The organism is Streptomyces sp. NPDC059828, from assembly GCF_042731955.1.
Lineage (GTDB): Bacteria > Actinomycetota > Actinomycetes > Streptomycetales > Streptomycetaceae > Streptomyces.
Genome location: NZ_JBHWIW010000006.1, coordinates 21,722 through 35,096, shown reverse-complemented (window position 1 = coordinate 35,096; position 13,375 = coordinate 21,722). Strand labels below are relative to the sequence as shown.

The following is a 13,375-nucleotide window of genomic DNA, read 5'->3' as shown; positions in this document are numbered from 1 at the left end:
TCCGGCGACGGGACGAAGCCCCCGTCCCGTCGCCGGGCGTCCCGCCCACTCCGCCCCGTGCGGGCCGCCTACCGAGCGCCCCGCCGCCTGGCGCGAACCGCCAGCACCACCACCGCCACGGCGACCAGCAGACCGGCAGGCACGGCCAGTTGCTTCCCACTCCCGTCACCGTCGGCACCGGAAGCCCCGCCGCTCGCGGACCCCTGCGGCGAGTCCGTCCCTCCGCCCCTGCCGTCGCCGTCCTTGCCGGGCAGCTCCCGGCGGACCACCTCGCTCTGTTCGCCCTCCGTGCCGAACATCAGCGCCTTGCCGTCGGACGTGTACGTCACCGACTCGGACTGGCCCTGCAGCGGAGCGCTGACCGCGTGGTCGGCGCCGAGGTGCCCGTCGCTCCACTCGTAACCACGGGCGCTGAAGTAGGAGCGCAGCACCAGCTCCTTGCCGTCCGGCGAGAACGCGCCGTCCGTCACCCACGGCACCTCACCGATCCTGCGGAAGACGTTGGTGCCGTTCTTCACCAGCCGCTCAGGGCCCTCGTACAGCCCTCCCCCGCCGTCCTTCTTGCTGGCGATGTAGACGCGACCGGTCTTCGGATGGACCATCAGCGCCTCGGCGTCACGCGGCCCGTCGGCGTACTTCACCGTGTACTGCGTGGCGCGGACCGTGGTGTCCTTCAGCTCGCGCGGCTCGGGGAAGCGGTAGATCCAGACATGGTCCCAGCTTCCGTTCAGGTTGTCGCCGATGTCGCCGACGTAGACATCGCCGTCCGGGCCGACCGAGACGGCCTCCATGTCGCGGGGTTTGCCGACGCCCTGGAGGGTGACGGTGGCCACGGTCTTTCCGGTCTTCGCGTCGACGGCGAAGACCCTGGGCTCGTCCTGGTCGTTGTGCGTCCAGTAGATGCCCGGGTGGGCGCGGCTCGCGGCGAGGCCGCTGGATTCGGTGATCCGGGGGTCCTTGATCGTGAAGCCCCCGTCGTCACCGTCGTCGGCCACCGCCGGGGCGGCGGGCACGGCGACGGCACCGCCCACCAGCAGGACGGCAGCGGCGGCGGCAGCGGAGATCGGAGTCCTACGCAACGAACGCATGCCCCCAAGTGTCCATCGTCACGTCACCGGTCAGGACCGCACCCCGCGGGGGTCGGCGATGATAGGGCCCATGCGTTTCATGTTCGTCGGTGACTCCATGACCATCGGACGCGCCGGCGACTACACCTGGCGCTATCGGATGTGGCAGCACCTCAACCGGTCCTTCGGCGGACCGTACAAGATCGTCGGACCGCGCTCCGAGCTGTACGACGCCACCGCCGACGCCGCCGTCTCGACGGACTACGCCGATCCCGACTTCCCCGCCCACGCCCGTCGGCATCTGGCCGGCTGGGGCGAGGGCTGGCTGCACATGGCTCCGCTGATCGCGGACGCGGTGCGCACGGCCCGCGCGGACGTGCTGCTCGTCTCGCTGGGCCTGATAGACCTCGGCTTCTACACCAGCAGCGTCCAGACAGCCCAGAACGTCCGCGCCTTCGTCGATGCGGCCCGCACCGCGAATCCGCACGTCAGGGCCGTGCTGCTGCCCGTCATCCCCAATGTGCGGGCGCTGACGGACGCTCCCTTCGCCGTCGAGTGCGCGCGCTTCAACGAGCTGCTCGCCAAGACGGTGGCCGACGTGGACTCCGACACCGCCCCGCTGCTGCTGGCGTCCACGCCCGACTCGTACGACATCGACACCGACACCTACGACGGCACCCACCCCGGCCCGTCGGGCGAGCACAAGCTGGCGGGGGCCTTCGCCGACGCGATGCACCAGGCGTGGGGCCTGGGCGATGCCTACGAGGCCCGCGACAGGGCGACGCGCCGGTAGCTGCTGCCGTCCCTGGTGCGGGCCAGCAGTCCCGCGACGACCAGATACCGGCGGAGCGCGGCGGCATCGTCGTGGACCGTGCGCAGTGCGTCGTTGATCTCGGGCTCGCTGTAGTCACGGCCCGGCTCGAACAGGGTGTGGGCGAGATGCGTGAGCAGTTGCTCACGACGGGCGGGTTTGCGGGGGATGGTGGTCAGCCGCCCGTGCGAGAAGAGTGCGGCCACGTCGTTGCTGGACATGGCGGGAAGCCTTCAGCACCACACGCCGGGCGGCAACGGATTTTCGTCGAAGGTGCGGGCGGCGGGGCGGGAGGTGACCCTGGAAGGCGGGGGCTCATCTCAAGGAGGTCGTCCATGTCCATGATGGACAAGATCAAGCAGATGCTGAAGGGCCACGAGCACCACGCCTCGCAGGGCGTCGACAAAGCCGGCGACATGGTCGACGACCGGACTCAGAACAAGTACACCGGGCAGGTCGACACCGCCCAGGACAAGCTCAAGGAGCAGCTCGGCGGCGACCAGCCCGGCCAGACGGGCCAGGACAGGCCCCCGCAGCGCTGACGTACAGGACGGAACGGAAGGGAACGGAAGGGAATCATGACCCGGACATCCCAGCTCACCGCCAGGGACATCATGACCAGCGGCGTCCAGTGCATCGGCGCGCACCAGTCCCTGCTGGACGCGGCGCGCATGATGCGCGACCTGAACGTCGGCTGCCTGCCCATCTGCGGTGACAACAACAGGCTCACAGGCCTGATCACCGACCGCGACATCGTGGTCCAGTGCTGTGCCGAGGCAATCGACCCCGCCACCGTCCAGGCCGGTTCCCTCTCCGGAGAGCTCCGCTGGATCGACGCGGGTGCGGCCGCCGACGAGGCCCTCGCACTCATGGAGCAGCACCAGATCAAGCGCCTCCCGGTGATCGACGTCGCGCACGGCCATCAGCTCATCGGCATGATCACGGAGGCCAACCTGGCCAAGAACCTCACAGACGCGCAGATCGCGGAGTTCGCGACCCGGGTGTACGCGAACGTCTGACGCATCCGAACCGGCACCGTCAGGGCGGCGCTCCCACACGTCCGAGCGCCGCCCCGCCTGTGCCCTGACGTGTCCGCTCTCACGCGTCGAGCGCGATCGCGTTCTTGGCCCGGGCCATCGACTCCTCGCTCGCCGGACCCTCCGGATTCTCCGTCGCCAGCGCCTGGTTGAGGGCGACGAACGGACGCATCCGCTCCTCGTAGCGGGCGAACGCCGTGCCGTGGTCACCGGGTGTGCGTCCGAGTTCCTCGGCGAGGACGTACGCGCCCACCAGCGCCAGACTCGTGCCCTGGCCCGACAGCGGGGACGGGCAGTGGGCGGCGTCGCCGATCAGTGCGGCGCGGCCGTGTGACCAGCGGTCCATGTGGATCTGGGCCATCGCGTCACAGAAGAAGTCAGGGGCCTCTGCCGCGGCCTTCGCCAGTCGGGAGCCTTCCCAGGACAGCGAGGCGAGGCCGGCGACGACCCGCTGCCGCATGGTCTCGGTGTCCTGGTCGGCGAGGGGCTCGGAGCGGAAGCCCGCGGCGATCCTGAGCTCGGAGTTGTCCCGCACGGGCATGAGGCCGAATCCGGTGTCACCGTCCCGCAGCCAGACCTGCCAGTTGTCCAGGTCCAGGAAGTTTTCAGCGCTGAAGACGGAGAGATATGTGCCCAGGTGCCGGATGAAGTCCTGCTCGGGGCCGAAGACCAGTCGACGCACCCCCGAGTGGAGACCGTCGGCCCCCACGACCAGGTCGAAGGTCCGGGAGGGGCCGTTGGCGAAGTCCACGTGTATCCCGGCAGCGTGCCCTTGCTCGTGCTCGTGGAGGGCGCAGATGCTGTCACCGTAGATGAACTCGGCTCGTTCGGCGGCCTGTTCGCTGAGCAGGCGCACCAAGTCCTCGCGCAGGACCTCGATATCGGGGCTGTCGAACCGGCCGCTGCTGTAGGCGCCTTCGGTCGAACGATGGATCTCTTTGCCGTCGCCGTCGAGCACCGACATGCCCCGCATGCGTGTCCGCAGCTCGCGGGCCCGGTCCAGCAGGCCCATGCGGTCCATCACATCGAGGGCGACGCCCCGGATGTCGATGGCCTGGCCTCCGGAGCGGGGGCGGGGGGCGCGTTCGAGGACGGTGGGGCTGAGGCCGTGGCGGTGCAGCCAGTAGGCGAGTGCGGATCCGGCGATTCCGCCGCCGGAGATGAGGACAGTCGTCATCGGTGAACTCCTTCATACGGTGTACGCAAGCTGAATGTACGCCGTACACACAGTCCTGCCAACTGCACTTTTCTGGCAACTGTCCTAGATCAGTAGGGAGTCGGGCGGGCTTTGCGCTGCTAGGCTCTGAGCTAGTACAGCGAGAGATCCGCGAGAAGATTCTCGGAAGACTCACCGACCGACAGGCGGGCCCACATGCCTCTCCCCACCGAGCCGCCCTTCCGGCGCATCGCCGCCGAGATCGGGGGCCGCATCTCCCGTGGCGAGCTGGCTCCGGGCGACCGCGTGCCGTCGACGCGGCAGATCGCGCGGGAGTACGGGGTCGCGCTCGCCACCGCGACCAAGGCGCTCACGGCCCTGCGGCTGGAGGGACTCGTAGAGGCCCGCCCCAGAGTCGGCACGGTCGTCGCCGGGGAGGCCGGCACCCGAGCGAACATGTCAGCTACGCCGGCCGCGGCGGCCCCGGCCCGTGACCTGACCCGCGAGCGGATCATCCGCGCCGCCATCGAGATCGCGGACGCCGAAGGCCTGGCCGCACTGTCGATGCGGGGGGTGGCGGCGCGCCTGGGGGTCGCCGCGATGTCCCCGTACCGCTACATCACCAGCAAGGACGACCTCGTCCTGCTGATGGCCGACACCGCCTTCGGCGAGGAGACGTACCCCGACGAACCGCCGGAAGGCTGGCGGGCCCGGCTGGAGTTGGGCGCACGGACCTTCTGGGCACTGTTCCGCAGGCACCCCTGGCTGGCCCAACTGAGCCCGCTCACCCGGCCGCTGCTGCTGCCCAATCTGATCGTCCACGCCGAGTGGCTGCTCAGCGCCCTGGACGGGCACGGTCTCGATCCCGTCGCGATGTTCGACCTGCACGTGGTGTTCTACAGCTATATCGAGGGTCTCGCGGTCAACCTGGAACGCGAGGCACAGGCCGCGTCCGCCACGGGCATGTCCGACGACCAGTGGATGGACGGCCAGGGCTCCTCGCTACAGGCCATCGCGTTGTCCGGCAGATACCCGGTGTTCAACAAGGTCCTCGCCGCCTTCGAAGCCCAGGGAGGGTACGACCTCCACCTCGACGCCCTCTTCGAGCTCGGGCTGCGCTCACTGCTCGACGGCTTCGCCGCGCGACTGGGCGACGAGGGCGGGTGCGGGGCCGAATCCGAGGTCGGTGCGCGGGCAACCCCTAGGGTGGGGTGATGCGAAAGTCCCGCCGAGCAGCGCGAGTTGCCGTACTCGACCCCGAGGGTGCCGTCTTCCTCTTCCGGTACGACAACGAGGAGGTCGGCGTCCACTGGGCCATGCCTGGCGGTGGTCTGGAGCCGGGCGAGACTCCCCGCGAGGGTGCCCTGCGGGAGCTCCGCGAGGAGACCGGCTGGACGGATCTGGAACCGGGCGGCCTTCTGTGCACCTGGGAGCACGACTTCACCCGCGCGGGCATCCTCGTGCACCAGCACGAGCACATCTACGTGGCCCACGGCCCCCGGCGCGACCTGACGGACGACCTCGCCGCCTCCCATGCCGCGGACAGGATCCTCGGCTGGCGCTGGTGGACCCCCGACGAGTTGGCCGCCTCACCCGACGCCCTGTGGCCACCGAACCTCGCCGCCCTGCTGGCCGACCCCCAGGAGCGGGCGTAGCAGCGCCTCTCCCCCGACCGCCCCGCCGGGGACCCGCTCGTCAGGCCTTGCGCGAGGATTCGAGGTGGGCGAACACCACGACGTTCTCCTTGTAGTCCTTGACCTTGTGGTCGTACTGGCCCCCGCAGGTGATCAGCCGCAGTTGGGCGGACGAGGCGTCGTTGTACACCCGGGCATTGGGGAACTTCGCCTTGCTGAACGACTCCACCGAGTCGACCTTGAACGTGGCGATCTTGCCGTCCGCGCGGGTGATCTCGACCTTGTTGCCCTTCTTGAGCGCGCTGAGGTTCACGAACACAGCAGGGCCCGTCTTCGTGTCGAAGTGGCCCGCGACGATGGCCGTGCCGCGTTCGCCGGGTGTGGCGCCGCCGTTGTACCAGCCCACGAGGTTCTTGTCGTTGGACGGTGGGGCGTTGAGCTGGCCGGATGCGGCGAGCGTCAGCGGGGTGAAGGGGGCGTTCACGGAAATGGTGGGGATCCGGATGCGCTGCGGGATGGAACGGACCAGCGCGGGTCCGGGCCCCACGGGTGCGGCGGTCGAGAGCGGGTTGGGGCCGATGAGGCTGGGGGTGACCACCACCACCGGGCGGACCGGCTGGAGTTGGAGCGTGGAAGCATTGAAGGAGCCGTAGACCAGGAGCGCGCCCGCACTCACGGTGGCGGCGGGCCACAGCACGGCCTGCCGAAGAGACGTGAGCGAGCCGATGAAGGAGTGGGCGGGCTCATCGGACGCCTGCCGGAAAGTCATGTGTCTGCCTTTCAGTGCGATGGACCGGCCTGGTGCGGTGGGGAAACGTCGGCGCCGCGGCCGCCGTCCGGTCCGGACGGCGGCCGCGACAACGCGGCGAAACGGCTGGAGAGGGGGCCGTCTCAGGCGCGGGCACCACCAGAGGCGTTACGACGACGCAGCTTGTACACAGCGGCGCCGATGCCACCGAGCATCAGGATCGACCCGGCAGCCAGACCGCTGCCGTTCGAGGCAAGGCCACCGCCACCGGTGTGGACGCCACCGTCAGGCTTGTCGCCCTTGTCGTAGTCGCCCTTGTCACCCTTGTCGCCCTTGTCGTAGTCGCCCTTGTCACCCTTGTCGTAGTCGCCCTTGTCTCCCTTGTCACCCTTGTCCTGACCACCCTTGTCGTGGTCACCCTTGTCGTGGTCACCCTTGTCGCCCTTGTCCCAGTCCTTGTCGCCCTTGTCACCCTTGTCCCAGTCGTCGCTGCTCACCACGCCGGAGAGGGCTCCACCACCAGCCTTGACGCCACCGTCAGGCTTGTCGCCCTTGTCGTAGTCGTCCTTGCTGTAGTCGTCCTTGCTGTAGTCGTCCTCGTAGTCACCCTTGTCGTGACCACCCTTGTCACCCTTGTCGTGGCCGCCCTTGTCCCAGTCCTTCTTGCCGTGGTCGTCCTTGTGGCCACCCTTTTCGTGGTCACCCTTGCCGTGCTCGTCCTTGTCCCAGTCACCGTTGGCTACGACACCGGCAAGTGCGCCACCACCGGTCTTGACGCCACCCTCGGGCTTGTCACCCTTGTCGTAGTCGCCCTTGTCGTAGTCGTCCTTGCTGTAGTCGTCCTCGTAGTCACCCTTGTCGTGACCACCCTTGTCACCCTTGTCGTGGCCGCCCTTGCCGTGGTCACCCTTGTGACCCTTGTCGTGGCCGCCCTTGTCCCAGTCCTTCTTGCCGTGGTCGTCCTTGTGGCCACCCTTTTCGTGGTCGCCCTTGTCCCAGTCCTTCTTGCCGTGGTCGTCCTTCTCGTAGTCGTCCTTCTCGTAGCCACCCTTGCCGTAGTCGTCCTTCTCGTAGTCGTCTCCGTAGTCGCCGTCGCGGCTGGAAGCAGAACCGGCGGCGCCACGGTCGTCAGCGACGGCGATGGCATAGGCGGCGGGAGCGGTAACCGACAGGACCGCGGTGACCGCGGCCGAAATCCACAGGGTGCGGGCAGAGCGCATGGATCCATTCCTTTCGCCGCGACTGCGACGGCCGACACATCATCGGCTCATCGGTTCGCAGCAGCGACTGCCTTCACCGTCAGCCGAATTCCGGGGACGCACCATTCGAGAACGCCGCATTCGAGCTACACCGTGGGCTTTTCGGGTGGCGATCGGCCCGATAATCACCCATTGGACGGCCCCCCGAATCGCACCCCCGCACCCTGGCCCGACGACGGCCCGGTGCCTACGGACACCGCCCCCGGGCCCCCGAAGCACCCGGCAGAGCCCTGCGAAAGCCCGGCAAAAACCGGGAAAGCGCGGCTCGCTCGGCCAACACCTGGGCCTAGCACGCTGGCTGGTGTGACCTGACGCTGCGACGGACTCCGGCGTGTCGCGGATCGTCGGCGTGTCGCGCATCATCGGCGTGTCGCGGAGTCAGATCCCTACCCCCGCGCCCGTCAGACGGTTCGCGTACGTGGACATCGTGTACGCGCCGACGCCCAGCACGACCTCCAGGGCGTGACGCTTCGTGAAGCCGTGCGCGAAGAACCGCCGCAGCTCATCGTCGTCCACCGCACCAGCCCCGGCGAGTAGGGCGAGGGTGAACCGCCGGACCCCCTCGAGTCGCTCCACGGGCAGCGGACGCCGGTCGGTCAGCGCCGCGACGAGCCGCTCTCCGTCCGCGCCGCCCAGTGCGCGGAGCTTGTTCGTGTGCATCACCACGCACACATGGCAGTCATTGCGCACGGCGACGGTCAGGATGACGACCTCGCGCGCCACCGGCTCCAGCGTGCTCCGCTCGAACACCCCGCTGACGTGGAGGAATCCGGTGAGCAGCTCCGGCGACTCAGCGAGCCGGGCCACGGCTGACACGGTTTCGGGCAGCTGACCGGGATGGCGCACCACCGCCTCCATGGCCTTGCGGGACGCCTGCGGAGCGGTCTCCAGGGTGTGTTCGACGAACATGTCTCCCCCTCTAGAATGGACAACATGGTTGACGAAAATAAAGTAAACCAGGTTGTCGAACCTGGCAAGGGAAGCAAGGGAAGCGGCGGTAGGGGGTACGAGCTGCCGCTGCTGCTCTTCGCCGGCTTCCGCACCCTCATCGACCGGCTGCACGCCGAGCTGGCCCGCCAGGGCCACCCGGACCTCAGGCCCGTGCACGGCTTCGCGCTACAGGCGATCGCGGCACCCGGGGCCGGCCACCCCACGGCGAGCGAGGTCGGGCGACGCCTCGGGGTGTCCAAGCAGGCGGCCGGCAAGACCATCGACCGGCTGGTCGCGCTGGGGTATGCCGAACGCACCGACGACCCCGCCGATGCCCGCCGCAAGACGATCCGGCTCACCGCGCACGGCGTGGACGCTCTGACCCGGTCGGCCGCGGTCTTCGACGAGTTGCACGCGGAGTGGGCCCGGACCCTGGGCGCGGGGCGGCTGGGGCAGCTCGAGGACGGGCTGCGGGCGGTCGTGGCGGCGGACTCGTTCCGGCTCGACGCGGCGAGCTGGTTCGGGGGGATGTGAACCCGGCTGGGCAAGGGGCGGCGATCAGGTGAGCACTCTTGCCCGGAACGGACCCCAGGGAGTTGGCTGGGGCCCATGAAGTACACGCAGCTCGGACGCACGGGACTCAAGGTCAGCCGACTCGTCCTCGGCACGATGAACTTCGGACCGCAGACCGACGAGGCGGACAGCCATACGATCATGGACGCCGCGCTCGACGCGGGCATCAACTTCTTCGACACCGCCAACGCTTACGGCTGGGGCGCGAACAAGGGCCGTACCGAGAAGATCATCGGCAACTGGTTCGCCAAGGGCGGCGACCGCCGGGACAAGGTCGTGCTCGGCACCAAGGTCTACGCCAACATGGGCGCGGACGGCGCCGCCTGGCCCAACCACGACAAGCTCTCGGCGCTCAACATCCGCCGCGCCGTGGACGCCAGCCTCAAGCGGCTCCAGACGGACTACATCGACCTGTACCAGTTCCACCACGTCGACCGGGACACCCCCGTCGAGGAGATCTGGCAGGCCGTCGACGTCCTGATCAAGCAAGGCAAGATCCTTTACGCGGGCTCGTCCAACTTCCCCGGCTGGAAGATCGCCCAGGCCAACGAGACCGCGAACCGGCTCGGCATGGTGGGTCTGGCCAGCGAGCAGTGCCTGTACAACCTGGCCGAGCGGCGCGCCGAGATGGAGATCGTCCCTGCCGCCCGTGAGTACGGCCTCGGGGTCATCCCCTGGTCGCCGCTGCACGGCGGGCTGCTCGGCGGCGTGATCAAGAAGGAGGCCCAGGGCGGACGCCGCGCCGAGGGGCGCTCCGCGGCGTCGCTCGCCGACACGTCCGTACGGGAAAAGGTGCAGGCGTACGAAGACCTGCTGGACAAACACGGGCTCGCGCCGGGCGAGGTGGCCCTGGCCTGGCTGCTCACCCGCCCAGGGGTGACCGGGCCGATCGTCGGGCCGCGCACGGTGGACCAAGTGGCCTCGGCGCTGCGGGCGGTCGAGCTGGAGCTGGGCGAGGACCTGCTCGGCGAGCTGGACGGGATCTTCCCGGGGCCGGGACCGTCACCGGAGGCCTTCGCCTGGTAGCCGGGATCCCGGGTACCGCGCGGCCGGGATGCCGGTGCCGGGACTGGCAGTCGCGGTCGGTCGTCAGCCTCAGTCAGCGGCCGAGCGCGGCTGCCACCGCCACGATCGCGAACATCAGCACGAGCACACCGGCCATGATCCGGTTCCTGGTCTTCGGGTCCACTCTTCGAGCGTAACCGGCGCGCAGGAGTGGTCTGCCCACGGGGCCCGTGGGCCCCGCGGTCCGGAAGCCCCCGCTCAGTCCCCGGTGCCCAGCGGCCAGCTCCCGACGACGTCGTAACGGGGCTGGGCCCCGGGGACACCGCCGCCCGGCAGATTGCTGCGGATCAGCAGCAGCTCGGGCACGGTCCACGGGGAGCCCTCGAAGGAGCTGAGCTCGTCCACGTACGGCACGAGATCCACATCCGCACGGGCCCGGGCGATGGTCAGATGGGCCTGGTAGCGACGGTGCTCCTCCATCGACACGCCCGCCCGCCTGGCCGCCGCGTCCGCGCGCTCGGCCAGCATGCGCATGGCGTCGACTCCGCCCGCAGCCCCGACCCAGAGGGCCCGCCGGCCGAAGTGGCCGCCGCCGTGCAGCCGCAGCCGGAAGGCCTCGCTGCGGTGCGCGGCGCGGCCGAGCCGCTCCCGCAGATCGGGCAGGATCGAGTCGTCGACCTCTCCCATGAAGGCCAGGGTGAAATGCCATCCCGGGCGCGACGTCCAGCGCAGGCCATCGGAGCCGGGCAGTGTGTGCAGCCGGTCGACGGCGTGGCCGAGCTCGCTGAGGGCATCCGCGGGCGGCACCAGGCCGGCGAAGAGTCTCATACGGCGAGTCTGGCAGCCCCGTCGCGACGACGTGGACCCTTTATCCGCGCTGTCCGGCAGCCCGTTCGGCGGCACTCGCCTGCCACTCCCGCCCCATGGCCCGGAGCAGCGCCGGGTACACGCCCATGTATCGGAACGGCTTGATGCAGGCCATGTACGCCGCGCCGAAGAAGCCGTTCGGCTTCACCAGAACGGCCATCTGCCCCCGGTAGCCACCCTCGCGGGTCTCGTCGGGCACCCAGCCGATGTGCATCACCGCGTGCACGGTGCGGTTGGCCGCCTCGGCCGCCCACTCGTCGTGCAGCTGGTAGACGGAGGTGAAGGGCACGGACGCGGCGTCGGGCCCCCTGGGGGCCTCGCGCAGATCCGCCGGCAGCCGGTCGCGCAGGGTCCGCACCCGGGAGCCGATCCCGTCGCGGTCCTTGTCCCAGCCGAGCAGCCTGCCGAGTTGCCAGCGAATGGCGAAGAGCGCGCGGTACACGGGGGACGGGACACCCGCCTTGTCGTTCGTGCCACTGGTGATCTGGTGCACCAGGTGCTGGAGGTCGCCGGGACCGCCTGGTGTCGGCAGCGCCCAGACGTCCTCCAGATGGAAGTCCCCGGCGATCTCGTGGATACGCCACGGGCGGGCGGTGTGCGCGGTTCTGGGGAGTCTCATGAGCGGGCCCCTGTCTATACGATGCCGTATAGACAGCAACCTAGACCGTTTGCACGGCATCGTCTATACGGAACCGTATAGACCGCATTCGACGTGAGGGGAAACACACCATGGCTCTGGCCCGCACACCTCGCGCCAGGTGGATCGAGGAGGGGCTGCGGGCACTCTCCGCAGGCGGTCCGGAGGCCGTCCGGATCGAACTGCTCGCACAGTCACTCGGCGTCAGCAAGGGCGGTTTCTACGGCTACTTCCGCAACCGCGCCGCACTGCTCGCCGAGATACTCGACACCTGGGAGCGCGAGGTCACCGAGAACGTGATCGAGCAGGTCGAGAGCGGCGGGGGTGACGCACGGACCAAGCTGAACCGGCTGTTCACCATCGTCGGCTCCGCCGACGACCACCCCATGACCGCGGCCGTCGCCGAGCTGGCGATCCGCGACTGGGCCCGGCGCGACGAGGCCGTGACGGAGCGTCTGCGGCGGGTGGACAACCGCCGGATGGAGTACATGCGCTCGCTGTACCGCTCCATCTGCCCGGACGAGGACGAGGTGGAGGTGCGCTGCATGATCACCTTCTCGCTGCGGATCGGCGATCACTTCATCGCCGCCGACCACGGCACCCGCGACCGCGCGCAGGTGCTGGAACTGACCAGGAAGTGGCTCCTGCAGTAGCCGCCCGCTTCACTCCCGCAGCGCCTCCCGCAGATGGCCGCCCGCCTTGTCGAGGCGGGCCGAGGCCGTCGGGGCGTCAACATCCGCGAGCAGCATCAGGATCGCCGTCTTCACCTCACCGTCCGCCGCCGTCAGCGCCGCCTCCGTCGCCCCGTCCTGCGCGCCCGTCGCCAGTGCGACGATCCGGCGCGAGCGGGCGCGCAGCTTGTCGTTGGAGGCACGGACATCGACCATCAGGTTCCCGTAGGTCTTGCCCAGGCGGATCATGGTGATGGTCGAGATCATGTTGAGCACGAGCTTCTGGGCCGTACCCGCCTTCAGCCGGGTGGATCCGGTGAGGAGTTCGGGGCCGACCACGACCTCGATGCCGTGCTCGGCGGCAGCCGTCAGCACGCTGCCGGGGTTACAGGACAGACCGATCGTCAGCGCCCCCGCGGCGCGAGCGTGCTCGACCGCCCCGACGGCGTACGGGGTGCGGCCGGAGGCCGAGACCCCGACCACCGTGTCGTCGGCGCCGAGGCCGATGCCGTCCAGGTCCCGCGCCGCGAGCTCCGCGGAGTCCTCCGCGCCCTCGACGGCGTTCACCAGCGCCGTCGGGCCGCCCGCGATCAGGCCGATGACCTTGTCGGAGCCGGTGTTGAAGGTGGGCGGGCACTCACTGGCGTCCAGCACACCGAGCCGGCCCGCCGTGCCCGCGCCCGCGTAGACCAGTCGCCCGCCCCGGGCCATACGCTCCGCCGCCGCGTCGATCGCGGCGGCGATGACGTGGAGCTGCGCGGCGACCGCGCCGGGGACGGTCCGGTCCTCGCCGTTCATGATCCGGGCGATCTCGGACGTGGGCAGCCGGTCGATGTCGGCGAGCTCGGGGCGGAACGCCTCGGTGGTGAGCGTGGCGAGCTGCGCCCGGAGCCGCTCGATGTCATGCGCCAGCTCTTCTGCGTCTTCCGCGTCGTACGGGGAGGTCATGGCGTCGGCTCCTTCGACGGACGGAGGTCGGG

General features: G+C 69.7%; 17 protein-coding genes. 8 read left to right on the top strand and 9 right to left on the bottom strand.

Annotated elements, in window-relative coordinates:
- Positions 1–68 precede the first annotated feature (68 nt).
- Positions 69–1,088, bottom strand: a complete 1,020-nt coding sequence (locus tag ACFV6V_RS05490) for a WD40 repeat domain-containing protein (protein WP_385559471.1) — start codon at positions 1,086–1,088, stop codon at positions 69–71.
- A 70-nt stretch (positions 1,089–1,158) separates the two neighbouring features.
- Here ACFV6V_RS05490 and ACFV6V_RS05485 point away from each other — a divergent pair, with 70 nt between their 5' ends.
- On the top strand, positions 1,159–1,860 hold the full coding sequence (locus ACFV6V_RS05485) for a GDSL-type esterase/lipase family protein (protein WP_385559468.1): 702 nt from the start codon (positions 1,159–1,161) through the stop codon (positions 1,858–1,860).
- On the opposite strand, the gene ACFV6V_RS05480 is transcribed toward ACFV6V_RS05485, so the two are convergent.
- Positions 1,827–2,099 (bottom strand): DUF2087 domain-containing protein, encoded by a 273-nt coding sequence (locus tag ACFV6V_RS05480; RefSeq protein ID WP_385559465.1) that lies wholly within the window; start codon positions 2,097–2,099, stop codon positions 1,827–1,829. The genes ACFV6V_RS05485 and ACFV6V_RS05480 overlap by 34 nt on opposite strands.
- A 114-nt stretch (positions 2,100–2,213) precedes the next feature.
- Here ACFV6V_RS05480 and ACFV6V_RS05475 point away from each other — a divergent pair, with 114 nt between their 5' ends.
- Entirely contained in the window at positions 2,214–2,420 is a 207-nt protein-coding gene (locus tag ACFV6V_RS05475; RefSeq protein WP_385559462.1) for an antitoxin, read from the top strand.
- Positions 2,421–2,456: 36 nt separating this feature from the next.
- Complete coding sequence (locus ACFV6V_RS05470) at positions 2,457–2,897, top strand: CBS domain-containing protein (RefSeq protein WP_385559459.1); 441 nt, start codon at positions 2,457–2,459, stop codon at positions 2,895–2,897.
- A 79-nt stretch (positions 2,898–2,976) separates the two neighbouring features.
- On the opposite strand, the gene ACFV6V_RS05465 is transcribed toward ACFV6V_RS05470, so the two are convergent.
- Positions 2,977–4,092 (bottom strand): FAD-dependent monooxygenase, encoded by a 1,116-nt coding sequence (locus ACFV6V_RS05465; RefSeq protein ID WP_385559456.1) that lies wholly within the window; start codon positions 4,090–4,092, stop codon positions 2,977–2,979.
- Between the two features lie 195 nt (positions 4,093–4,287).
- Between ACFV6V_RS05465 and ACFV6V_RS05460 the strand changes: the two genes are divergently transcribed.
- Positions 4,288–5,286 carry a TetR/AcrR family transcriptional regulator C-terminal domain-containing protein gene (locus tag ACFV6V_RS05460; protein ID WP_385559453.1) on the top strand — a complete coding sequence of 333 codons (999 nt, stop codon included), beginning with the start codon at positions 4,288–4,290 and terminating at the stop codon, positions 5,284–5,286.
- A complete protein-coding gene (locus tag ACFV6V_RS05455; protein WP_385559451.1) occupies positions 5,286–5,726 on the top strand; it encodes an NUDIX hydrolase in 441 nt (146 codons plus the stop codon). The genes ACFV6V_RS05460 and ACFV6V_RS05455 overlap by 1 nt, the downstream gene beginning before the upstream one ends.
- Positions 5,727–5,766: 40 nt before the next feature.
- Here ACFV6V_RS05455 and ACFV6V_RS05450 read toward each other — a convergent pair whose 3' ends face one another.
- The 3 genes from ACFV6V_RS05450 to ACFV6V_RS05440 form a co-directional block, all read right to left on the bottom strand.
- Entirely contained in the window at positions 5,767–6,474 is a 708-nt protein-coding gene (locus tag ACFV6V_RS05450; protein WP_385559448.1) for a class F sortase, read from the bottom strand.
- A 122-nt stretch (positions 6,475–6,596) separates the two neighbouring features.
- The gene (locus tag ACFV6V_RS05445) at positions 6,597–7,673 is read right to left on the bottom strand and encodes a hypothetical protein (protein ID WP_385559447.1); all 1,077 of its coding nucleotides are present in this window, start codon (positions 7,671–7,673) and stop codon (positions 6,597–6,599) included.
- 417 nt (positions 7,674–8,090) lie between these two features.
- Positions 8,091–8,621 carry a carboxymuconolactone decarboxylase family protein gene (locus ACFV6V_RS05440; protein WP_385559444.1) on the bottom strand — a complete coding sequence of 177 codons (531 nt, stop codon included), beginning with the start codon at positions 8,619–8,621 and terminating at the stop codon, positions 8,091–8,093.
- A 24-nt stretch (positions 8,622–8,645) separates the two neighbouring features.
- Between ACFV6V_RS05440 and ACFV6V_RS05435 the strand changes: the two genes are divergently transcribed.
- Together ACFV6V_RS05435 and ACFV6V_RS05430 are read left to right on the top strand one after the other, a co-directional pair.
- Positions 8,646–9,176 (top strand): MarR family winged helix-turn-helix transcriptional regulator, encoded by a 531-nt coding sequence (locus ACFV6V_RS05435; RefSeq protein WP_385559441.1) that lies wholly within the window; start codon positions 8,646–8,648, stop codon positions 9,174–9,176.
- A gap of 75 nt (positions 9,177–9,251) precedes the next feature.
- Positions 9,252–10,241, top strand: a complete 990-nt coding sequence (locus tag ACFV6V_RS05430) for an aldo/keto reductase (protein ID WP_385559439.1) — start codon at positions 9,252–9,254, stop codon at positions 10,239–10,241.
- A gap of 237 nt (positions 10,242–10,478) precedes the next feature.
- On the opposite strand, the gene thpR is transcribed toward ACFV6V_RS05430, so the two are convergent.
- Positions 10,479–11,048, bottom strand: a complete 570-nt coding sequence (thpR, locus tag ACFV6V_RS05425; protein WP_385559437.1) for an RNA 2',3'-cyclic phosphodiesterase — start codon at positions 11,046–11,048, stop codon at positions 10,479–10,481.
- Between the two features lie 40 nt (positions 11,049–11,088).
- Positions 11,089–11,706, bottom strand: a complete 618-nt coding sequence (locus ACFV6V_RS05420) for a DUF2867 domain-containing protein (RefSeq protein ID WP_385559435.1) — start codon at positions 11,704–11,706, stop codon at positions 11,089–11,091.
- Between the two features lie 110 nt (positions 11,707–11,816).
- On the opposite strand from ACFV6V_RS05420, the gene ACFV6V_RS05415 reads away from it, so the two are divergent.
- Positions 11,817–12,377, top strand: a complete 561-nt coding sequence (locus ACFV6V_RS05415; RefSeq protein WP_385559432.1) for a TetR/AcrR family transcriptional regulator — start codon at positions 11,817–11,819, stop codon at positions 12,375–12,377.
- Between the two features lie 9 nt (positions 12,378–12,386).
- On the opposite strand, the gene murQ is transcribed toward ACFV6V_RS05415, so the two are convergent.
- Complete coding sequence (murQ, locus tag ACFV6V_RS05410) at positions 12,387–13,343, bottom strand: N-acetylmuramic acid 6-phosphate etherase (protein WP_385559430.1); 957 nt, start codon at positions 13,341–13,343, stop codon at positions 12,387–12,389.
- Positions 13,344–13,375 lie beyond the last annotated feature (32 nt).

Bases quoted from the DNA above. Each gene is read 5' to 3' on its own strand.
- ACFV6V_RS05415 (WP_385559432.1), top strand. From the start codon at position 11,817: ATGGCTCTGGCCCGCACACCTCGCGCCAGGTGGATCGAGGAGGGGCTG.
- ACFV6V_RS05455 (WP_385559451.1), top strand. From the start codon at position 5,286: ATGCGAAAGTCCCGCCGAGCAGCGCGAGTTGCCGTACTCGACCCCGAG.
- ACFV6V_RS05445 (WP_385559447.1), bottom strand. From the start codon at position 7,673: ATGCGCTCTGCCCGCACCCTGTGGATTTCGGCCGCGGTCACCGCGGTC.
- ACFV6V_RS05450 (WP_385559448.1), bottom strand. From the start codon at position 6,474: ATGACTTTCCGGCAGGCGTCCGATGAGCCCGCCCACTCCTTCATCGGC.
- ACFV6V_RS05460 (WP_385559453.1), top strand. From the start codon at position 4,288: ATGCCTCTCCCCACCGAGCCGCCCTTCCGGCGCATCGCCGCCGAGATC.
- ACFV6V_RS05465 (WP_385559456.1), bottom strand. From the start codon at position 4,092: ATGACGACTGTCCTCATCTCCGGCGGCGGAATCGCCGGATCCGCACTC.
- ACFV6V_RS05470 (WP_385559459.1), top strand. From the start codon at position 2,457: ATGACCCGGACATCCCAGCTCACCGCCAGGGACATCATGACCAGCGGC.
- ACFV6V_RS05420 (WP_385559435.1), bottom strand. From the start codon at position 11,706: ATGAGACTCCCCAGAACCGCGCACACCGCCCGCCCGTGGCGTATCCAC.
- ACFV6V_RS05440 (WP_385559444.1), bottom strand. From the start codon at position 8,621: ATGTTCGTCGAACACACCCTGGAGACCGCTCCGCAGGCGTCCCGCAAG.
- ACFV6V_RS05435 (WP_385559441.1), top strand. From the start codon at position 8,646: ATGGTTGACGAAAATAAAGTAAACCAGGTTGTCGAACCTGGCAAGGGA.
- ACFV6V_RS05485 (WP_385559468.1), top strand. From the start codon at position 1,159: ATGCGTTTCATGTTCGTCGGTGACTCCATGACCATCGGACGCGCCGGC.
- ACFV6V_RS05475 (WP_385559462.1), top strand. From the start codon at position 2,214: ATGTCCATGATGGACAAGATCAAGCAGATGCTGAAGGGCCACGAGCAC.
- ACFV6V_RS05480 (WP_385559465.1), bottom strand. From the start codon at position 2,099: ATGTCCAGCAACGACGTGGCCGCACTCTTCTCGCACGGGCGGCTGACC.
- murQ (WP_385559430.1), bottom strand. From the start codon at position 13,343: ATGACCTCCCCGTACGACGCGGAAGACGCAGAAGAGCTGGCGCATGAC.
- ACFV6V_RS05430 (WP_385559439.1), top strand. From the start codon at position 9,252: ATGAAGTACACGCAGCTCGGACGCACGGGACTCAAGGTCAGCCGACTC.
- ACFV6V_RS05490 (WP_385559471.1), bottom strand. From the start codon at position 1,088: ATGCGTTCGTTGCGTAGGACTCCGATCTCCGCTGCCGCCGCCGCTGCC.
- thpR (WP_385559437.1), bottom strand. From the start codon at position 11,048: ATGAGACTCTTCGCCGGCCTGGTGCCGCCCGCGGATGCCCTCAGCGAG.